The sequence below is a fragment of the Arthrobacter sp. NPDC055585 genome (assembly GCF_053619115.1).
Window position 1 is genome coordinate 130075 of the sequence record NZ_JBSHIT010000007.1, and the last position, 18892, is coordinate 148966.

At 60.4% G+C, this 18892-nt stretch carries 21 protein-coding genes and 1 pseudogene; 13 read left to right on the plus strand and 9 right to left on the minus strand.

Features of this window, described 5'->3' with window-relative positions; all coding sequences use genetic code 11:
- The first annotated feature begins 1 nt into the window (after position 1).
- Entirely contained in the window at positions 2–133 is a 132-nt protein-coding gene (locus ACWGQ2_RS13060) for a hypothetical protein (RefSeq protein WP_452018156.1), read from the plus strand.
- Between the two features lie 54 nt (positions 134–187).
- Here ACWGQ2_RS13060 and ACWGQ2_RS13065 read toward each other — a convergent pair.
- Positions 188–379, minus strand: a pseudogene (locus tag ACWGQ2_RS13065) (MerR family transcriptional regulator); the annotation flags it as partial.
- 10 nt (positions 380–389) lie between these two features.
- On the minus strand, positions 390–821 hold the full coding sequence (locus tag ACWGQ2_RS13070) for a RidA family protein (RefSeq protein ID WP_452017921.1): 432 nt from the start codon (positions 819–821) through the stop codon (positions 390–392).
- Between the two features lie 217 nt (positions 822–1038).
- On the opposite strand from ACWGQ2_RS13070, the gene ACWGQ2_RS13075 reads away from it, so the two are divergent.
- Positions 1039–1446 carry a hypothetical protein gene (locus tag ACWGQ2_RS13075; protein WP_452017923.1) on the plus strand — a complete coding sequence of 136 codons (408 nt, stop codon included), beginning with the start codon at positions 1039–1041 and terminating at the stop codon, positions 1444–1446.
- A 1266-nt stretch (positions 1447–2712) separates the two neighbouring features.
- Here ACWGQ2_RS13075 and ACWGQ2_RS13080 read toward each other — a convergent pair.
- On the minus strand, positions 2713–3249 hold the full coding sequence (locus tag ACWGQ2_RS13080) for a hypothetical protein (protein ID WP_152218450.1): 537 nt from the start codon (positions 3247–3249) through the stop codon (positions 2713–2715).
- Between the two features lie 252 nt (positions 3250–3501).
- Here ACWGQ2_RS13080 and ACWGQ2_RS13085 point away from each other — a divergent pair, with 252 nt between their 5' ends.
- The 5 genes from ACWGQ2_RS13085 (at position 3502) to ACWGQ2_RS13105 (ending at position 8370) form a co-directional block, all read left to right on the plus strand.
- Positions 3502–3846 (plus strand): PadR family transcriptional regulator, encoded by a 345-nt coding sequence (locus tag ACWGQ2_RS13085; RefSeq protein ID WP_246173104.1) that lies wholly within the window; start codon positions 3502–3504, stop codon positions 3844–3846.
- Complete coding sequence (locus ACWGQ2_RS13090; RefSeq protein ID WP_452017926.1) at positions 3843–4415, plus strand: HAAS signaling domain-containing protein; 573 nt, start codon at positions 3843–3845, stop codon at positions 4413–4415. The genes ACWGQ2_RS13085 and ACWGQ2_RS13090 overlap by 4 nt, the downstream gene beginning before the upstream one ends.
- 604 nt (positions 4416–5019) lie before the next feature.
- Entirely contained in the window at positions 5020–5595 is a 576-nt protein-coding gene (locus ACWGQ2_RS13095; protein WP_152275385.1) for a dihydrofolate reductase family protein, read from the plus strand.
- Between the two features lie 403 nt (positions 5596–5998).
- Positions 5999–6547, plus strand: coding sequence for a hypothetical protein (locus tag ACWGQ2_RS13100; RefSeq protein ID WP_452017928.1), 549 nt, complete (start codon positions 5999–6001; stop codon positions 6545–6547).
- Positions 6548–7485: 938 nt separating this feature from the next.
- Positions 7486–8370, plus strand: a complete 885-nt coding sequence (locus ACWGQ2_RS13105) for a DUF2268 domain-containing protein (protein ID WP_452017930.1) — start codon at positions 7486–7488, stop codon at positions 8368–8370.
- A 4-nt stretch (positions 8371–8374) separates the two neighbouring features.
- On the opposite strand, the gene ACWGQ2_RS13110 is transcribed toward ACWGQ2_RS13105, so the two are convergent.
- A complete protein-coding gene (locus tag ACWGQ2_RS13110) occupies positions 8375–9169 on the minus strand; it encodes a MerR family transcriptional regulator (RefSeq protein WP_452017932.1) in 795 nt (264 codons plus the stop codon).
- A gap of 191 nt (positions 9170–9360) precedes the next feature.
- On the opposite strand from ACWGQ2_RS13110, the gene ACWGQ2_RS13115 reads away from it, so the two are divergent.
- The gene (locus ACWGQ2_RS13115) at positions 9361–11100 is read left to right on the plus strand and encodes an ABC-F family ATP-binding cassette domain-containing protein (protein WP_452017934.1); all 1740 of its coding nucleotides are present in this window, start codon (positions 9361–9363) and stop codon (positions 11098–11100) included.
- Positions 11101–11679: 579 nt separating this feature from the next.
- Here the strand turns inward: ACWGQ2_RS13115 and ACWGQ2_RS13120 are convergent.
- Both ACWGQ2_RS13120 and ACWGQ2_RS13125 read right to left on the minus strand, forming a co-directional pair.
- Entirely contained in the window at positions 11680–12087 is a 408-nt protein-coding gene (locus tag ACWGQ2_RS13120) for a RidA family protein (protein ID WP_452017936.1), read from the minus strand.
- Between the two features lie 281 nt (positions 12088–12368).
- Positions 12369–13049: a hypothetical protein gene (locus ACWGQ2_RS13125; RefSeq protein ID WP_452017938.1), complete on the minus strand. Its 681-nt coding sequence runs from the start codon at positions 13047–13049 to the stop codon at positions 12369–12371.
- A 181-nt stretch (positions 13050–13230) separates the two neighbouring features.
- On the opposite strand from ACWGQ2_RS13125, the gene ACWGQ2_RS13130 reads away from it, so the two are divergent.
- A complete protein-coding gene (locus ACWGQ2_RS13130; protein WP_452017940.1) occupies positions 13231–13644 on the plus strand; it encodes a VOC family protein in 414 nt (137 codons plus the stop codon).
- Between the two features lie 168 nt (positions 13645–13812).
- On the opposite strand, the gene ACWGQ2_RS13135 is transcribed toward ACWGQ2_RS13130, so the two are convergent.
- Positions 13813–14388, minus strand: coding sequence for an APC family permease (locus tag ACWGQ2_RS13135; protein WP_452017942.1), 576 nt, complete (start codon positions 14386–14388; stop codon positions 13813–13815).
- Positions 14389–14649: 261 nt separating this feature from the next.
- A complete protein-coding gene (locus ACWGQ2_RS13140) occupies positions 14650–15672 on the minus strand; it encodes a protein kinase domain-containing protein (RefSeq protein ID WP_452017944.1) in 1023 nt (340 codons plus the stop codon).
- Between the two features lie 161 nt (positions 15673–15833).
- Here ACWGQ2_RS13140 and ACWGQ2_RS13145 point away from each other — a divergent pair, with 161 nt between their 5' ends.
- From ACWGQ2_RS13145 to ACWGQ2_RS13160, 4 genes are all read left to right on the plus strand, one after another.
- Positions 15834–16295 (plus strand): hypothetical protein, encoded by a 462-nt coding sequence (locus tag ACWGQ2_RS13145; RefSeq protein WP_452017946.1) that lies wholly within the window; start codon positions 15834–15836, stop codon positions 16293–16295.
- Positions 16295–16501 (plus strand): helix-turn-helix transcriptional regulator, encoded by a 207-nt coding sequence (locus ACWGQ2_RS13150; RefSeq protein ID WP_452017948.1) that lies wholly within the window; start codon positions 16295–16297, stop codon positions 16499–16501. Before ACWGQ2_RS13145 ends, ACWGQ2_RS13150 begins: the two co-directional genes overlap by 1 nt.
- Before the next feature lie 29 nt (positions 16502–16530).
- Positions 16531–17565 (plus strand): NAD(P)H-dependent flavin oxidoreductase, encoded by a 1035-nt coding sequence (locus ACWGQ2_RS13155; RefSeq protein ID WP_452017950.1) that lies wholly within the window; start codon positions 16531–16533, stop codon positions 17563–17565.
- A gap of 113 nt (positions 17566–17678) precedes the next feature.
- Positions 17679–18680 carry an adenosine deaminase gene (locus tag ACWGQ2_RS13160; RefSeq protein WP_452017952.1) on the plus strand — a complete coding sequence of 334 codons (1002 nt, stop codon included), beginning with the start codon at positions 17679–17681 and terminating at the stop codon, positions 18678–18680.
- Here the strand turns inward: ACWGQ2_RS13160 and ACWGQ2_RS13165 are convergent.
- Positions 18677–18886 (minus strand): hypothetical protein, encoded by a 210-nt coding sequence (locus ACWGQ2_RS13165; protein ID WP_452017953.1) that lies wholly within the window; start codon positions 18884–18886, stop codon positions 18677–18679. The two genes, ACWGQ2_RS13160 and ACWGQ2_RS13165, sit on opposite strands and share 4 nt — an antisense overlap.
- Between the last annotated feature and the right edge of the window lie 6 nt (positions 18887–18892).

The following is an 18892-nucleotide window of genomic DNA, read 5'->3' on the forward strand; positions in this document are numbered from 1 at the left end:
CATGACGATCATCTTGGGGCGTGACATGCGTGTCAGATGCAAGCCCATATCGTTCTCCGAGCCGCTTGAGTTTCTGAAGTTCGGCTTCGACGGATTCCTTCTCGCTCTCCAGCCGCGCCTGGGCGGCGTTTAGAGTGGCGCGGAGCAGACCCCGATTTGTTCGGGGATCCGTTAGGGCAGGAAGCAAAGTACGTATGACGGAGCTGCAGAAGCCAGCCTCAAACAGGTCTTGGATTTGAAGCACACGACGCTCATCCTCCATTGTGTAGAAGCGGTGACCCGCTGGTGTGCGTCGGGGTTCAAGCAGCTCTTGCTGCTCGTAATAGCGCAGCGATCTCACGCTGACCCCGGTCTTAGCCGATAGTTCCCCAATTCTCATGGGTCCATCCTTACGGATTCGCCTGTCCGCTGACCGATTCCGTCAGAAGATGAGCGGTCGTTTCCGGCAGGGCTATGACTGCGTCGATCTGGACCTTCGCACCAAGCGGCAGAGCCGCTACCTGAACTGTTGTACGGGCGGGGAAGGGTTCATCCATATAACTGGCGTATACAGCGTTGATCGTTGCAAAGTCGCTGTAGTCAGTTAGATAGACTGTTGCTCGCACCAGATCCGAAAGGCTCAAATCGAGCTCTTCCAGCAGCGTTCTCAGGTTGTTCATCATCGCCTTGCATTGCTCCGCAACGTCTTCCGAGACGAGCGATCCATCATCGGGCCGTTGGCCAATGATGCCAGCGGTATAGCCAGTCGAGCCGTGCTGAACGAAGTGCGAGAAGGGCGCCGTGGACTGGTGGAGGTGTGGACTGAAATGATGCGCTGGCATGGGGGTTCACTAAGCTTTCTGTAGGCAGGCATGGCACCGCCAACCCTAGACGATCCACTCGCTCAGCTGCGTCGCAGTGAGGGATCGCCTAATAGGACCCCTCTAGTGCTTACCTTCGGAGTGAATCCTGCACCGTCCGCTAGGCTGGGGCCGTTGCATCGATGGGGTGTGGCAGCGGGTCAGGGGGACCACCATTAACAGGAAACCGTCAGTAAGAATGATCGTCGTACTAGCGATCTTGGGTGGCTTTGTCCTTGGAATAGGAACCACGCCCATATCTGCGCCTGATGAATCCGCTGGTGAGACCGGCCCAGTTGCAATGGCAACCATTGCGTCGATGGGGTCTTCGAGGCTGACGGATGATCCTGCGACAGCGGTCTACGAACCGTTCATCGCGTGTTCCGCTGATTATTCCAACGGTCCCGGCGCGGCCCTGGACCGGAGCAACCTGATCGGGCCGGAGAACAGCGTGATGGTTTCACCCGAGCAGCTGAGAGCCATGGGCCTGCCGGAATCAGAGGTCACAGCCCAGGCACACGCGTGGGATGAGTTGAGCCCTGAAATGCGCGAAGAGCAGTTGTGTCGTGCTGCTCAGCAGGACGATGTCACCGAGGAATCCCGTTGAGCGGCCATTCTGCTTTTGATGAGCTGGGTTGTCACTGGAGAGATCACGGCCTTTCGAATAACCCTGCAAGCTTGCAGAACCAAGGAACTCGCTGATGATGGATCACGGGGCCCGGTTTAGAACCCGTCAACGACGAAGGCGCACCGTGAAGCTCGCTATCGGTCTCTTTCTCGCTGCCTGGGTGGGATCTGTTGCCTTCAGCGCTGTAAACGAAGGTGCCGTTCCTCCCGTCTCGGAGTTCGGGACTATTCCAGCGCCCAGCACGGCAGGAGAAATTTCACAATTCTGTGGCTCTGGAGGCTGCTGGTGGGAAATGGACGTTGAAATCGAATCCCCGCAGACTGCAAGGTCTTTAGTTGCCGATCTGGGGCTGGCATCGGAACGTTGCGAGCCGATGAACTTGTGGACGTTGCGCAAGACATGCACCGGCCGTGCTGAAGGCGATGGGGGTCTTAGGATCTACCTGCGGTCTGACTTCTTGCTGTCCAAGTATTAGACGCGTCCCGCTTTAGCTGGCGAAAAGCGGAGTGTCGCGGTGGGGGATCCCCTGTGGGCTATTGATGTTAACCCCGTGGTTTGTAGTCTGCATGTCGCTACGGACCTGCTACGGACGAACTCGGAAACCCAAAACTGATCGATTGCGGCCGCTTGCTTCGCTATCCCATGGACCACGGGTGGACAGTGCTACGAGAGCAAGTCCGAGCAGCACAAACCAGATATACCCCCACGAGGCCGCCGTCGCGATTCGGAGAATTCCACCCATAGCAACGAAACTGCCGGTGGAGAAGAGGAAGCGTGTCATTTTCCAGCTGAACATTCCGCGTTTGGCTCGCATCCGTCAACAGTACGCGAGCGGATTTTTCAACGCAGTCCACCCTCGTGGCCCGCGCTTAATCGCAGACTGCCTCGGGTTAGGGTGACTCACTCTCCCGTTCAGCATTCCGCTTGCGGATCACTGAACGGAAGTCGCCTCGGCGTGCTGCCCATGCCGAGCGTCGCAGTGAAGGATCCCTCATCGGGACGCCGTCCCTCTAGTTGACCGGTCCTGGCCTACGAGTAAAAGGGCAGTTTCTGATGAGTCTCAACGGGAACGACCTGTCAAAGTCGCCCGCTTTGCGTCAAATCAGTTCCAATATCCTAGGAGTGCTCCCTGACCAAGCGGCCGGGAGCACCCCTAGGAGTCTTTATTTTCTTGTGTCAGCCTGCGATCACTGAACACACATTTGATGACCCTCCCATAGCATCAGCATCATCAAATGCAGGTGCTCAATAAATGCCGCAGGTGGCAGAGTAGTTGTATCCGGCAGTCCAGAGCCCGGCGACTCGACCACAAGGCTGGTTTGTCAGCACATCCCAACCCCCCGTTCCCAGGACAAACTTCTGCTGGGTGTATGAGCGGCCTTGATTGCTGATAACCCCGCTGCTCTGGCCGATACGCCCGTCGCGACGCCAACCTATAGTGTGTGTCTGCCCGCCGGAGTCTGCAGTCCAGGCCGAGGTGACGGATGTACCACTTACGCACCAACCGCCTACGTGGTAATAGGTGTAGAGCGTGTTTCCAGCCGTCGCTCGTATAGTCCAGTCGACCCGTCCGGTCCAGCAACCGTTGGCCATCGGGGAGATGGTGTCGCCTCGCAACTGAGCAGAATTGGCATTCTTTTTGGCGACAGCATCAAGGGGAACAGGTGCTGCTGTAGTCATGGTTTCCGTCGCCGGCAGCATCGAGGCCACAAAGCTCTCTTTGTCCGCAGAGGGGAGCGTTGCCAAATGGTCCTTAAGGTCAGGGGAAAGCTTGGATTCCACCGTCCTCACCTGAGTGTGTGCCTGTGTGGAGGAATCGGACGTTGCTGGGGCGGCGTTCGCCGTGCCCATCGAGCCGATCAGTCCCAGCAGGGACAATCCGACCCCCAATATCAACCTTCGTGTTCGCATTTTTTTCCCTTCGAGTGATGAAAGAGGCGACCCCCAATGCGTCGCCATGTACGCATCAAAACATGGTTCATTGCAGAGCGCTCTATCTGGCGATACACGATAGTTAGCCGTATAGTGAGGACTGTGGAACTAAACCAGGAAGCGATACTCGTTCAGCTGCGTAAGGGCGTGCTTGAATACTGCGTGATGGCGCAGCTCCAACGCGCACCATCGTATGGGCTGCAGATTGCTGCTGATCTGTCGCAGTTCCCTGCCTTGTTTGCAAGCGAGGGTACCCTCTACCCGCTTTTGGCAAGGCTGCGCAAACAAGGGCTGGTGGAGACGACTTGGCAGGAATCGACCTCAGGTCCGCCTCGTCGGTATTACAAACTCACAAAACAGGGTGAGGTAGCTCTGGCGTCCTTCAAAGATGCCTGGGGTCCCTTCACAGCCGGAGTGACAAAAGCCCTAAAGGAGACCGCATTGTGAATGCTGATGCTGTGAACAAAAAGTTGCCGGAATCGTCGCTTATTTCTGCCTATCTGACGAGTCTTGAGAGGGCGCTTGCGCAGTCGGAGGACCGTGATGAAATCGTAGCTTCGGTACGAGAACATATCGCTGACGCACTGAGCGCTGAGGAAGATGTCCCTGATCCGAGAGCAGTTCGCTTGGTCCTGGATGAACTGGGTCCGGTTGAGCGAATCGCAAACCTCAGCACCGAGATCAGTCCATCAGCAGAAGCCCTGCCCGCCTCCCGGCCGTGGGGAACCGTGATTGCGAGTATTGCCGCAGGTCTTAGTCTGATTTTGGTTTTTATAGTGCCCTTGGTCGCTGTTCCTCTCGCTGTAGTAACGTTGATCTCCGGGATTTTGTTACTGAATAAAGGTCGGCGCCGCAGCCCCGCCGCATGGTTGCCCATCATCGTCAGCACAGTTACTTTACTCGCCGCCCTCATCGGTGCGGCATTCTTTCTTCCGAAGGGGGAAGCGGTGCCGGGTCCTGCACATCCGGCTCAGTCAGTTCCCCCGCCTGGCGAAACGACACCATTGGATAAGTAAAGGCGTCCAACACGCTACGGAGCATCCTCTCCCGAGTTGGCAGATATGTGTGGATACATGCCCCTCCACGGCGCAGTGGCGCGTAGCTCAAAGTACCGCTGGTTGTGATCAAGGGCAGTAATAGCGCAGCACAGAACCACATAGACCGTTTTCGGGACGCATCATGTTGTGCATGGCATGCCCCGACGATGTGGAGCGGCACCGGGCTCATAGCGATGGAAAGTTTGGCCGTCCGAAGGCGGCCGCGACTAGCTTTCCCAGTGCCAGCAGCCCTGCCATCAGTACGACCACGGCGGCTCCAAACAGTGCATTGCCGACAGATACGACCCAGATATCCATCCCATCCAGTCCGGTGCCCCTTTTGGTGCGGTCCCCGTACCCGTCATGCGGCTGCGCTAAGGCTCCGAGCACTCCCATCAGGAAATATGCTCCGACAGGGATCACTACACAAGTCGAAAGACCCCCCACCAAGTATCGTTGCTGTGCGGACTCTGCAACGCTGGCAGCTCGGATTGAGACGGGTCAGCTCGCGAGAGCACCTCGCCGCGATAAGGGATCGAAGCGCACTGCCGCCGAACTGGCAACTGTTGTGATTGGAGAAACGATGCGAAAACTCACTTACTACGTCGCCGTCAGCATGGACGGGTTCATCGCGGGGCCTTCCGGTGAATTCGACCGGTTCGTCTCCGAGGGAGACCACGCTGCGGGGATATGGCAGAAGTACCGCGGTACCGCGCCGACCGACCTCGCCGAGGCGGCGGGTCTCTCCGTCGAGCGCGGCCCTTTCGATACGGTACTCATGGGCTGGAACACGTACGCAGTCGGCCTGCCAGACCTCCCTAGTCCTTACCGCCACCTCCGCCAGATCGTGTTCACCCGCGGACACGAGTCACCAGAAGGCGCTGCCGGCGTCGAATTCACCGATCGTGATCCTGTCGAGGTCGTTCGTGAATTGAAGGCCGAGGACGGCGCAGGCATCTGGCTGTGCGGGGGCGGGATCCTCGCCGCGGCGCTGGCCGATGAAATCGACCGTCTCGCACTCAAACTCAACCCGGTCCTCTTCGGCCACGGCATTCGCCTGTTCGGCGACCGGCGCTACGATCCGGCATCCTTGCGACCGCTCGCCATCACTCCATACGAATCGGGTGTCGTACTGGCCGAATACACGCAGGAACGATGACGCCGCAGCACATTGAGCGGAACCGGTTGCGGGCGATTTCTCTCCCATACACCCGCCAGGTTGGGCGAGCCGCGCCGCAATCTCTCTCCCCCCACACACACAACTCCGCACGGGTGTCGCTGTCAGCAGACTGCGGCGGCATAGTTCTGAATTAGAGAGAGAAGAGGTCCTCACCGTCTGTGTAGAACTTCACCGCTTCGTGATCCAGCTCCAGTCCCAGCCCGGGATTCGCTGGGATGGCGAGGCATCCCTCGCTGTCGAGAAACCACCGGGTCGCCACGGGGTAAGTGCGGGCGGCTGATTACGTTTTGCCCGCTACCGGGTCCACTGGATACCGCTGTCCCGGTGAAGGATCCCTGATCGCGACACCACGCGCGCCAACGGGGAGGGGTAGGGTGCAGCCATGGACACGCCTTTTGGACGCAAAGAGTCCCTCAACCCCAATCCGGGTGTCATCGTGGAATTCATCCAAGCCGTCGTTGAGACTCCTTGGCCCTTAGGAACAGAGCAGTCCCGCAACTACTTTGAGCGCCTTGGATGCGAGCTTGGGCCTTCCGGCGGTTCTGATGATGAGACGCTACTAGGCGTGACCGGAGGGGCCTTCGTGATAACCCGTATCGCGACCATTAATGCTCTATGGGCGGCCATAGACGGATCCCTCTTCAGCCTCAACTTTTTCACCTACGCGAATGCCCGGGACGTGATTACAGCTGTTGATGCCGGATACGATGCAGTGAAGAACGGACTCATAGGCTTGTACGGACAGCCGCTTACAGAGCAGAAAGGCCCATCAGCTTATCGATCCGCTGACTGGGCGATACAAGACACCCTTATCGAGCTGTACCCGCACGTCCTGCAGGCTCCCATGCTGCAAATTGGGCTCTGCCACCGGGAGCGCAATGCAGCCTACGAACACCGCATCGCGCAGAGTGCAGATAGACCGAGAGCTTAAGCACCATCAGCAGCCATCGGCTGCGCCCGGTTAGGGATCCCTAAATGGAACGTCGCTCCACGCGTTGCCTGCGATCGTCGCATTCAACTCGGCATTGCGCGCGAATAGTCCCTCTTGAGGCTCCCGTGCAAAGAGAGCCGCCCGACTTCTTCGAAAAATCTCTGAAGAGAATTCCTGATGCCCACAGAGCTAAGATTTCAGGATGAACAAGGGGAGCACAGGTCTGGAAGAGTCAGGCTCGGCCACTCGCGCGTGCGCTTTTATCCCGTCAACGCATCGTGGCCTACCGATACTGCGCCTATTCCTTCCTTTTCGAGACCCCTCTCTCGATGAGAGCGAAAACACTGTGCGATGGTCCCGATACGTCTCCCTAGAAGATCATTCTGCTTCGCTGGATTGGTTTGAAGCGACCGCGGAGATAGCCGAGGAAGAACCGTCCATTCGCGCACTCGTCTCCTGCATGGGCGAGCTGGATGAGGAAACTGCGAACGCCCTTCGGGATGCGATTGGCACTCTCAAGCTGCAATGCCTCCGGTGGATGGGCTACGCGGAAGCACCACGGACCAATTCGCCAAGGCGAGTATTCGGGGATGAATACTTCGAGGCACACCTCAGTCCTGACGATGTGACGGCCGGACGAAGGGTCCCGGAGTTCGCGTGGGATGCCGACCAGCGTTTTGCATGGGGTGGCAGGCTGTACCCGGACTCTTTGATCGTGGCCGCCGAGCCATCCATCTTTCGGCAACTGATGAATGACTCCCGCGTCGACACTGTGTCGGTGAGGGCAGATCGAGATTTGCTGCCCTGGAGCGCCGGCGACTGACCTCTCGCCCGCTACCGGGTCTAATGGACACGGATGTCCCGGTGAAGGATCGGTATACGGACCATGGGCCATGGAAGTTGACCCTGACGTAGCGTCAGGCTTTACGTTCGGTCTCATGACTATTACGACCTTGGATACAAGAGCTGGGATGGACGCCGTACTACGGGCTTCCGAAACAGATCGCAGGGACGTGCTTCGCGGTGTGTTGGCTCCTATGGAGGGAATGTTCAAATATTTCCCTGGCGAGGTCGATCTGCTGACGATGCACGAAATGAGTTTCGGATTTCCCCCTGACCGGCTTAGTGCCGAAATTCATCAGGCCCTCGAGCTTCTTCGCAAGAATGATGTGTGGGTCCGAGTTGAAAGGGCAATGGCCGAGGCACTGGACGAGCAACTCGCCGCAACCCCGGGCATCCACGTCCCAGACATCACCGTCTTCATTGTTCTGGGAAACCCGTACGATGAGTACTTCATGGGCCCGTTAGGCGGGTTCAGCGGGAACGGCAGTTTAACCGGGTACATTTCACTGACCCTGTGGCCGACTCAGGAGAATCTCAACCGGATTGAAGCGGCAGCGGTCCACGAGCTGAACCACAACCTCCGCTACGCGCCCGGAGGGGTTGTCTGGGATCCCGCCCAGGTCGAGGTGGGAGAGCAAATCATTTCCGAAGGTTTGGCCGATGCCTTCGCACGGCAGTCTTACGGCCATGCCGGGTACACACCGATCGGGGCCCCGCACCTCCACGATGACAGAGTCTTCGAGAAGGTCGTTACTGGTCTTCAGATTCAGGGTATGCAGAATTTCACCGCCTGGGTGCACGGCGATGAATCCGCCAAGAGATTCGGCGGTGAACCTGTTGGATTGCCGACTGGGGCCGGATACGCGGCAGGAAACCGCCTGGTCGACGCTTATCTCGAAACCACCGGGTTAACAGCCGCACAAGCGCTGCATGTTCCGAGCCAAGAAATCATCAAAGTGGCTCTTGGTACCGTTCGCTGATCCGCTACTCCCAGGCAGCCGTGTCCGGATCTACCCCTGCGGAGCGCGCATTGGCGTCAATGACCTGCTTCAACCAAACTGCTAAACCAGGTTCGACCTGCTCATAAAACTCCCGAAACCCGGCTTCGGCTACATACCGTCTCGCAATGACCGCATGCATAGAGTGGGTGCAGTGGAAGTACTCGCTCATCACTTCACGGTGTTCTTCCGCCAAAGCGTTAGCCCGCTCATCTCCGGGAAAAACGCTGTCACGGAACGCTTCAGCCAAGCGTTCCGTGACGGACTGCATAGCGGCAGTAATTAGGCGCCAGCCCTCGGTGGTCCGGTTGGCGGAACGCTCCGTGTACTCTCCCCACTGCGGAGAGTCCGCCCAACGCTCACGCGCAGCGACGACTAAGGATTTGTCCCAATCCCCACCGAAAACCTGCACCTCCTCAGCCGCCGACAACAAAACTCCCTGCTCATCAGCTGCCAGCAGACGTTGAACTTCCCGGTCAACCTCCTGGAGGTGAAGGATCTTTGCCGCGAGCTCTGCCCGCCGGCCTTCCAACTCCTTCCTACGTGCGGTGGCCCCAGCCTCCAATAGTCCCGGAATTCTTTGCAACGGCACGCCGAGATCACGAAAAAGAAGCACCCGCCGCAGACGGGCGACATCAGCTGGCGAATACACCCGATACCCAGCCGCGCTGCGACAGGAAGGAACTGCTACCCCAGACTGGTGCCAATGATGCAACGTCCGCACACTCACGCCGAGTAAACGCGCGACTGCCCCCACACCACTAAAATCATTCACTTCCACAGCATCACAGTCAGAAACCCTGAACCGCACATCCTGTGCGCTGAGGGATCGGCTTTTGGACACCCTTGAAGGTGCAGGCCATCTCAGTAAGCTCAGTTGATATAGTGCAGGTGTGATTCGGTGACTCTAATCCTTCCTCCTACGTCCGCGGCCATCGCCCGGTGGGAGATCGATCGACTCCGAGGACACCTGTGCCCACTGCTGCTTCTTCCACCTCTTCGCGCGATGCTGCCCATCTGCGGGTGGACGGCATGTCAATCTCATTCGCAGACCGTCGCGTACTCACCGACGTCTCGTTCGCCGTCCCTGCCGGAGAGCGGACGGGACTGATCGGTGAGAACGGGTCTGGAAAAACCACGTTGCTACGCATCGTTGCCGGCCTAGAAAGTCCGGACACCGGGATCGCGCGCGCCACCGCGCCGGGCGGCCGTGCACCGTGCATGGGTCTGTTGCATCAAGAGCCCCCGTTTCGGGCGACGGCATCGATTGCCGAAGTGCTGGAGTCCGCGGTCGCTCCGGTCCGCGCTGCCGCCGACGCTGTCGGCACAGCAGCCCACGCCCTCGCCGATGCACCAGAGGACCGAGAAGCGGCGCGCAGTTATGCCGACGCTCTGGAAACCGCCGAGTGCATTGGTGCCTGGGACGTCGATGCGCGTATCGGTGCGATGGTCACAGGGCTGGGGCTTGATGATCTACCGCGCCAACGCGAGACCGGACGCCTATCCGGCGGCCAACGGTCGCGGCTGGCCTTGGCGTGGCTGCTGCTGTCCGCCCCGGATGTGCTCCTACTCGACGAGCCGACCAATCACCTTGACGACGCCGCCACCGAACACCTGTGCCGCGTCCTCACCTCCTGGGTGGGGCCGGTGCTTATCGCCAGCCATGATCGGTCGTTCCTAGACGAGGCGGTGACCTCCCTCGTGGACCTAGACCCGGTTCCGGTACCGCACACCGTGGCTGGGCCGCTCATTGGGGATGGGGAAGGCTCCGGTATCGGCATCACCCGCTTTACCGGCACCTACACCGACTACCTCCACGCCCGGCTGGCCGCACGAGGGCGGTGGGAACGCCAATACCGCGACGAACAAGCACAGTTGAAGCGCCTAGGTGCCGCCGTTCGTCAGAACCAGAGCGTTGGGCACCAGGATTGGACACTTAGGTCCGAGGTGCGCATGGCACAGAAATATTACGCTGACCGCAACGACAAAGTGATTTCCCGGCGGGTCAACGATGCCCGAGCCCGGATGGCAGACCTTCAGGAACGGCAAGTACGCAAACCACCTAATGATTTGCAGTTCCGAGGCCTCACCGCCGACGACACCGCGCTGGCGCCCCGCCGGTCCTGGCCCGGCCCTGTACTCACGGCCTCCCACGCTACAGTTGCCGGCCGGCTCAAACCGACCTCGCTGACGGTTGGCGCGGGTGAGAAGTGGCTGGTCACCGGGCCCAATGGGTCCGGTAAGTCCACGTTGCTGCACCTGCTCGCCGGAGACCTCGCTCCGACGTCCGGCACCATCAATCGACCAACAGGGCTGAGTGTCGGCCACCTGACCCAAGAAGTCCAACTGCTCAATCCGCAGTACCGCGGGTCGGGTCGGACGGTGCGTCAGGTTTACGAAGACCTTATCGGGATGGAACGCGCCGAGCAGGTGCCTCTAGCAACGTTCGGGCTGATTGCAGGCCGAGATGAGAACCGGCCCTTCAGGGTCCTCAGTATTGGCCAACAACGACGAGTGGCTCTCGCTGGGCTCCTCGCTAACCCGCCCGATGTGCTGTTGCTCGACGAACCGACTAACCACCTCTCGCTGCTGTTGGTTACCCAGCTCGAAGCAGCCATCCCCGACTACCCGGGAAGCGTCGTCATCGCCTCCCACGACCGATGGCTTCGTCGTACCTGGACCGGCCAACACCTTGATCTCAACGGCACCTAACTTCGATCTCGGATGCACTAGACAGGACGCCCGTGTGGTCCGGTCATTAGATGGAAACACCGCGTGTACATGAGTATGGAAAAGCCGTGCAGACCACCTCGGAAATTGACACTTATATTGCTCTGCCCCTGATTCGCGTCGGTGCATATGGCCCGCCCGAGATAGTGTCCGCTGAAGGATCCTTCTACGGGACATCCGTGGTGTCGGGGCCGCTACCCGTCGTATTCCTCGTCAGCGAAGGCTTTGACCTTTGATCGAAGTTGCTGGGCGATGCTGGCACCCTCAGCCTTCCAGGCCCGTTCCTTGGCGTGCGAACTCCAACCGATTCGTAGAGGTTCTCGGCATCCCAAGCGTCGTACCAGGCGCGAAGTCGGTCAGTTAGGGCTTCCGACAGCCCGAAATCTGCCTGCTCCATTGTTTGCCTGCGAGTCGATACTCAATCGGGACGGCTCATCGCATTGGTCGCCGCTGAGCTTCGCGGTCAGGGACCGGCGTATGGGGCACTGTGAGGACGGGCATCGTACGGGTGATCGAAGGGCGTCATTAGCGGCGCTTGCCAGAAGGAACGCCGCTAAGTGCTTAGTCGAGGACGGCTGCTGTCGCTTCTATCTCGACTAGCTGGTTCTCGTAACCAAGCACCGTGACACCTAAAAGGGTGCTCGGAACGTCGTGGTCCCCAAAAGCTGACCGGATCACGTTCCACGCCTCCACTAGGTCAGTCCGCTCCGTCGTTGCCACGAGAACGCGTGTGAAAATCACGTCTTGGAGACTAGCTCCGGCAGCGTCAAGGGCAAGAAGCATGTTCTCCATCGCTTTGGCCGCTTGAGCCGAATAGTCTCCGATGCCCGCGGTCGTACCATCAACGTTCAAGGGACAAGCGCCGGCCAGAAAGATCAGACGAGAATTGTTAGGAGCTGTCGCTGCGTAAGCGTATTGCGCCGCATCGCTGAGGGAGCTTGAACGAATCAGGGATATTGCGCGCGGCATGGACGCCCCTTTCAACGAATGAGTCTGACTGAGACACAGTAACGGAGCCCGGACCGCTGAGAGCGTGGCACTTGGCCTTAGTAACGGGAACGAATCCGATCTCGAACGGCTCGAGCTCCACGGACCAGCGGCGTCGGCGTCGCGCGTCGTGCAGTACGACCTCTCCCGCGGGCAGAGTACGCAAATCGAGAGTAGTCGTTCCGCCATGCTCCCATCGAAGCAAGCAGGAATGCCGTCTCGCGGTAGCCGATCCACTTTTCGGACGTAGGGGTGTGTGGTCGTTAGCTCCGGGTGGTAAACCGGACCTGGATCCGATTGAGTTCAGCGCGTGGAAGTACTGCGGTCACGACGCCGCCGCTAGCGAGGCGGGCTCCGATCCCGTACACGAACGGGTCAGTATCGACCTCTGCTCCAGGTACGTCGACTCCGTTGACGACGGTTCTGGCCTGGCCGTTGACCATCCGGCCGGTTACTACGGGTGCATGCTGCTCCAAGGGTCTACCGTCGGGCCAGAGCTGCTGCTGGTACTGGTTAATTAAGATGTGGTTGACGTGGTCAGCCAGGAGGCTTTGAAGCGAAGAGTGCGGCTCGCGGTGCCACGTGGTTCGCACGGCCTCCCAAAGCTGCGGATAGCGCATTCGCTCCACTTGTTCGATCAGCCAAGGGGGCCGGGGCCATGGCGGAACTTCCTCGATCCCCCTGCGGGTCTCCTCGTCGAGGTCCGCAAAGTTAACCGGGTCTGAGCGATCATCCGGGTTTCGCCAGAGAGTGTAGGTGATGCTCGCTGTCATTTCGCTGTACCCATGATCATCCAGGCTGTAGTTCAGGCTGACGGAGTCCGTGTCCTCCAGCGATGGCTGGGGCATAAGCCCCAGCACCGGAATAGGCATGCGCTTGAGGTTCTCGACCCATTCAGCACGGGGGTCGGGGGCGTCTTCGGGAATAAAGCCAACCAGTCTCATGCCTAGACTATTAATCAAACGAGGGTGCCTGTAAATGGAATGAGTTTCAGGCCCCAAAATTCCCGGCTAGGGATCCGCTGCGGGACGGCTCGTTGAAGATCCTTCCTCAATGACTCCGGGAAGCTTGATGCGGGGTGGCGGAAGCTGGCTACGGAACCTTCAGAATCGTTAGTCTCGGCCCATGAGCGTATTCCCTCAGGTGCTTCAGACGGTTCTCGACACTAGTGATGTGCGAGGACTGGCGGAGTTTTACCGTCACCTGCTCGGACTCCAATATCGGCCAGGAGATGAGCCCGTGGAAGAGGGCATGCCTGACGATGCGGATTGGCTCGTTCTCACAGACGGACAGGGCAACCGCAGGCTCGCTTTTCAGCAGGTTGACCATTTGAAAAGGACAACATGGCCGCTGTCTGATGTGCCGATGCAGATGCACCTCGACTTAACAGTTCCTGACCTAGAGACACTCCAGCATCAGCACTCCAGGGCATTGGCGTTGGGGGCAGAGCTCCGTTTCGATCGTACGGACGACCCGAACGAGCCGTTGTACGTTTACGTCGATCCGGCCGGTCATCCGTTCTGCATCTTCGTAGCCTGAAGCGAGCATGACCCCCGCTGGATACGACGCTATGAGTCGGCGCTTAGGGCGTTCGACGGCCAGGCAGTACGCGGCCGAAGGCCCGGGGGAGCAGTTCCGCTTCCGCCAGTCCGTAACCGACACGGCTGGCCATGACCATAAACAGCAGGGCCCCATTTGCAATCGCGATCAGGGCGATGATGCTGAAGAGTCCGGGCGGGATATTGACGCCGCTGGCGGCAACGACGTCGAGCAAAGGCCCGTGGACTCAGCCAGGTCCTCCGGGGGCATCACGATGACCGCGCCAAGGGCAATCAGCAGGTAGACAACCCCGGCGGTGCAGATGGCGCCGAACAGTGCGCGGGGGTAGGCCTTGGACGGGTTGCGCACTTCCTCGGCCATGTTTGCCGCCGCCTCGAAGCCAAGGAAAGAGAAGAAAGCGACGATTGAGGCGGCGGACGCGCCTTCGAGGGGCGGTACGTCTGGCGCGAACTCAAGAAGCCTGGCTGGCTCCCCGTTGCCGGAGGCAAGGACGATGGCGGCGACGACGATGACGATGACGAGACCGGTCACTTCGATGACTGAGGCGATGAGGTTCGCGGCGAGGGACTCCCGGACCCCGCGAAGATTGATCAGGGTCAGCAGAATGATGAACACGACCGCTGCGGGGACCGCAGGCACGTCGATCAGCGCTGTCAGGTAATCGCCGGCGAAGGCGTTCGCGAGGGCAGCGGCTGTGGTAATTCCAGATCGCGCCGCCCACATCGGCGGCCATGGTGCCCACCAGCGTGTAGATGCCGGCACCGAGTGTGTCGCCGACGATAAACGCGAACAGCAGCGGCACACCGATTGCCCGCTTTAGCCCGGTTTGTGTATTTGGTGTGGTCCCGCCGGGATCCTTTGTCATTGGGCTATTGGATTCTGTTTGCCGTCCCAGCACAACTACTTCGACGAAATTCAGGCACCGGGAGGTGTTGAGGCAGGTAGCCGTCCGTGCCGACTCCGCCGGCGACATGCGATTCGACGCTATGGTCGTCGGCGGTATTCCGCGGCGAAAGTATCCTGCTTGAGGGCTGCGAACAGCTCGGTTATGTAGATGGCAACACCCGCATACTGCGCAATCAGGTCCGCGCCGTTCCCGAGTGCCGCCCGAACCGGAGCGAGTGCTGGGGTCGATGCGTCGGCCGCGGCAGCACGGAGCAGTCCGAGGCGTTCATCCCCGGACTTGTAGCCGAGTTCGTACAACGTCCAGTGGAACAGGTGCATCAGGGCGGAATCACGGTCAAAGCCAACATGCTCGGGCATGCCCTCTTTCTCCTCCGCGGTAAGTTCAAAATCACGGTGAAGGGCCAGACCGAAGTCCGTGTAGAGCAGCCTGCCATCCCGGATGAGGATGTTCCCGGGGTGGACATCGAAATGCAGGAATCCGTGGCTGTTCATCCACTCTGTGGCTTCCAGCACCTGGTCGACAACGTCTGGGAAGACTTCCGGGGCGGTGCCCTGATCGAGGCTCAGGCGGATCAGGGCACCCAGGGTCTGTGGCACGTACTCGAGGAACAACACCATGCTTTTGGACGCGGTCTTCATTGCCGCGAGTTTGTCCTGCAGGATCGGCCAGTGTGATCCCCATTGGCGGGTGAGGGCATCGCCGTCGAACTCGCTGAGGTCTGCTTCGCTTTTTACATCCACGACTCGCCAGCCGAGCAGGAGCGGGAAGAAATCCGCCACTCCCGCCTGAACCCATTTGTTGGTCGCCTGATGTGCTGCCAGTTCCCGGCTGACTGCGTTGGTGGGGCAGCCAATCCCGTAATGGGCAACAAAGGGAAGCTGCAGCCGGCTGGCTGTGGAGGTCGGAGCGGCTTCTTCAATGCCCGTTAGCGGCAGCTGCTTCACGAAAACAGTTGCTCCACCAACGTGCACCGTTTTCGTTTCTCCGCCAATGCCGACGCCCACGCGTTCCGCATTTTCGATGAGCCGCCGGACTCGGGTATCGTCCATGCCGTCAAGGGCAGCCGTCACGGCAAGGGCTGCATCTAAACGCTCGGTCATGACCACACCCTAGGACCCATCTGCCCGAACTGTATCGCTTTAACCGGATAAAACGCCGGTGCGGACACGCGCACAGGATAGTCAAACACCCTTTACAGTACAGTCTGCTTTACAGTACAGTTTCCTTGACATAAATCTTGGAACTGCGGGGAGGCTGGACAGTGAGCGTTGAGAATGCACGGAGCAAATGGGGCAGAGCGAAGTTTGGCGGCAGCAGTGCACAACTGATGACCGCCTCCCTGGCCGCCGCGGTGCTTCTGTCAGCCGCGCTGGGTTGGCTCTTTATGCTGCTGCGGAACGGAGACCGTCCGATGCTTGCCTTCGCCGTCATGGCAGTCTTCACCCTGCCCGTATCAGCTGTGCTCGCCTGGGCAGGGCTTGTTGACCGCTCAACCCTCGCCGGGGCCATCGAAAAACCCGAGGACTCCGTAGAATCGGCCTGGTACGAAAAAGCGGCCAGCGGTGCGTTTACGGACATTCTGCTGGTCGGGGGACTGGGCTGTGCGGCCGTTTCTTTCCTGGGAACCGAGGGAACCGTCGGTCTTGTCCTGGGAAGCGTGATCGCGTTCGCCATGCTCGACTTCGGTGCGCGCTACCTGTGGCTGAAGAAAGCCGCTGCCTGATGGAGAACACTCTCACCGACCGCCGCTCTGAACTTGGCTGGTCGCAGCAGCGCCTCGCCGACGAACTTGGGGTCTCGCGGCAGACCATCATTTCGATTGAAAAAGGCCGCTATGATCCGTCACTGCCGCTGGCTTTCCGGCTGGCTGCAGTTTTCCACTGTCGGATCGAAGACCTGTTTACCCCAGGGCAGGAATCTGATGAATGATCAGCCGCAGAAGACAGAAAGGCACCGCGATGACTAACCCTCTGCTGCCCTCCCGCTTGCCGATCGCCGCTGCGCCCATGGCCGGAGGACCGATGACGACGGCGCTGGCCACCGCAGTTGCCGAAGCCGGCGGTTTCCCGTTCCTGGCGGGCGGCTACAAGACGCCGGACGCGCTGGCCGATGAAATCAGCGCGCTCCGCGCCGGCGGGCGGCCGTTCGGCGTGAACCTCTTCGTTCCGGTTGACGGGCCCGTCGATGAAGCCGCATTCCGAACCTACGCACACCAGCTGCGGCCCGAAGCAGATCGCTACGGGCTGACCCTCAATGAGCAGCCGGTGGCAGATAGCGACTCCTGGGAGGAGAAGCTCGGGCTTCTTCTCCGCGACCCGGTGCCGGTGGTTTCGCTGACCTTCGCCCTGCCGGCGGCGTCGGACATCGCCGCCCTGCAGTCTGCAGGAAGCCGGGTCCTCGCCTCGGTCACCACCCCCGCGGAAGCACGCCAGGCACAGGCGGCCGGCGTCGACGGCCTGGTGGTCCAGGGACCGCAGGCCGGCGGGCACAGCGCCACCCTTGACCCGACCCGCCAGATCGATCCGGTCTCCACCGCAGACCTTGTCCGTGCCGTCCGAGCAGCAGCCGGCCTCCCGGTGATCGCTGCCGGCGGCGTCGACAGCCCGGCAGCAGTTCAGGCCCTGCTGGGTGCCGGTGCCGAAGCCGTAGCGGTCGGCACCCTGCTGCTTCTCGCAGACGAAGCAGGAACCTCGCCAACCCACCGTGCAGCACTGATCGGCGGCACGTTCTCCGAGACCGTCCTGACGCGTGCGTTCACCGGCCGTCCGGCACGGGCGCTGCGAAACGGGTTCGCCGACCGGTACGGGCAGCACGCACCAAGCGCCTATCCTGCCGTCCACCACCTCACCCGGGAACTGCGCCAGGCTGCAGGCAAAGCGGGCGACGCCGACACCCTCCATCTGTGGGCGGGAACCGGCTGGCAGAGCGCGCCGCAGCGTCCGGCAGCGGACATCATCACCTGGCTGGCGGGCCACAAACACGCCGATAGGTAGCGTCACGCGCACGCAGGACCCCTCCGGAATGGTTTGGACAGTCCGGGCATCCTAGGCTGAAAGGAAGGAAGCGGCACGCCGCGCCCGCCCATAGAAATCTTGAGAGGACCGACTTGAGCAAGCTGCCCTGCGCCGAACTCCACCTGCACATTGAAGGAACATTGGAGCCGGAGCTGATCTTTGAACTGGCTGCCCGCAACGGCATTGAGCTGCCCTATGCCGACTTGGACGAACTGCGCGCCCGCTACGAGTTCACCGACCTGCAGTCCTTCCTTGACCTCTACTACGCCAACATGGACGTGCTCCGCACCGAAGCGGACTTCGCGGACATGACGCGGGCCTACCTCGCCCGGGCAGCGGCAGCCGGAGTGCGGCACGTTGAAATGATGGTGGACCCGCAGGCGCACCTGGCCCGCGGCGTCACGCTTGAAACCTGCATTGGGGGAGTGGCTTCCGTCTTGGAGACGTCCGAGGCGGAGTTCGGCGTGTCGACGGCGCTGATCGCGGCGTTCCTGCGTGACCGCCCGCAGGAAGAGGCATCGGCGGTCTTCGCCGACCTGCTGGCCATGAACGCACCGATCATCGGCATCGGACTCGACTCCGCGGAGCTGGGCAACCCGCCGGAGAACTTTGTGCCGCTGTACGAACAGGCCCGGGCCGCCGGCCTCAAGCTCGTGGCACATGCGGGGGAAGAGGGCCCCTCGCATTACATTGAGCAGGCCCTGGACCTGCTGCTGGTGGACCGGATCGACCACGGCATCCGCTGTATGGATGACCCGGAGCTGGTGGCTCGGCTGGAACGCGACCAGATTCCGCTGACCATCTGCCCGCTCTCCAACGTGCGGCTCCAAGCCGTCGATTCGCTGGAGAGCCACCCGCTGCCGCTGCTGCTGGAACAGGGGTTGAACGTTTCCGTGAACTCGGACGACCCGGCGTACTTCGGGGGCTACGTTGACGACAACTTCGCCGTCCTGCGCGAGACGTTCGACCTGAACCCGGCACAACTGGCAAGGCTCGCTGAAAACTCAATTACGGCATCGTTCGCGTCCCCCGAACGCAAGGCCGAGCTGCTGGCCGAGGTGGAGGCCTGGCTGCTGGCGGAGGGAATCGCTTAGTCGGTCCGGTGCCTGCGGGACATCCACACAGAGGTAGCCGTGAGGAGGAATGCGAGGGCCAGCAGGGCCGTGGCGGTCCAGACCAGCACGCTCTTTTCCGCGATGGACAGGTTCAGGATTAAAGCCACTGAAAGCAGGAAAAGCTGCGTGACGAGCAGTTTTTTACCCTTGGCCGAATCGGACTTCTTCTGCATCTTTACCCCCATACCGGT

Bases quoted from the DNA above. Each gene is read 5' to 3' on its own strand.
- ACWGQ2_RS13060 (WP_452018156.1), top strand. From the start codon at position 2: ATGACGATCATCTTGGGGCGTGACATGCGTGTCAGATGCAAGCCCATA.
- ACWGQ2_RS13070 (WP_452017921.1), bottom strand. From the start codon at position 821: ATGCCAGCGCATCATTTCAGTCCACACCTCCACCAGTCCACGGCGCCC.
- ACWGQ2_RS13075 (WP_452017923.1), top strand. From the start codon at position 1,039: ATGATCGTCGTACTAGCGATCTTGGGTGGCTTTGTCCTTGGAATAGGA.
- ACWGQ2_RS13095 (WP_152275385.1), top strand. From the start codon at position 5,020: ATGCGAAAACTCACTTACTACGTCGCCGTCAGCATGGACGGGTTCATC.
- ACWGQ2_RS13100 (WP_452017928.1), top strand. From the start codon at position 5,999: ATGGACACGCCTTTTGGACGCAAAGAGTCCCTCAACCCCAATCCGGGT.
- ACWGQ2_RS13105 (WP_452017930.1), top strand. From the start codon at position 7,486: ATGACTATTACGACCTTGGATACAAGAGCTGGGATGGACGCCGTACTA.
- ACWGQ2_RS13120 (WP_452017936.1), bottom strand. From the start codon at position 12,087: ATGCCGCGCGCAATATCCCTGATTCGTTCAAGCTCCCTCAGCGATGCG.
- ACWGQ2_RS13125 (WP_452017938.1), bottom strand. From the start codon at position 13,049: ATGAGACTGGTTGGCTTTATTCCCGAAGACGCCCCCGACCCCCGTGCT.
- ACWGQ2_RS13130 (WP_452017940.1), top strand. From the start codon at position 13,231: ATGAGCGTATTCCCTCAGGTGCTTCAGACGGTTCTCGACACTAGTGAT.
- ACWGQ2_RS13135 (WP_452017942.1), bottom strand. From the start codon at position 14,388: ATGTGGGCGGCGCGATCTGGAATTACCACAGCCGCTGCCCTCGCGAAC.
- ACWGQ2_RS13140 (WP_452017944.1), bottom strand. From the start codon at position 15,672: ATGACCGAGCGTTTAGATGCAGCCCTTGCCGTGACGGCTGCCCTTGAC.
- ACWGQ2_RS13150 (WP_452017948.1), top strand. From the start codon at position 16,295: ATGGAGAACACTCTCACCGACCGCCGCTCTGAACTTGGCTGGTCGCAG.
- ACWGQ2_RS13155 (WP_452017950.1), top strand. From the start codon at position 16,531: ATGACTAACCCTCTGCTGCCCTCCCGCTTGCCGATCGCCGCTGCGCCC.
- ACWGQ2_RS13165 (WP_452017953.1), bottom strand. From the start codon at position 18,886: ATGGGGGTAAAGATGCAGAAGAAGTCCGATTCGGCCAAGGGTAAAAAA.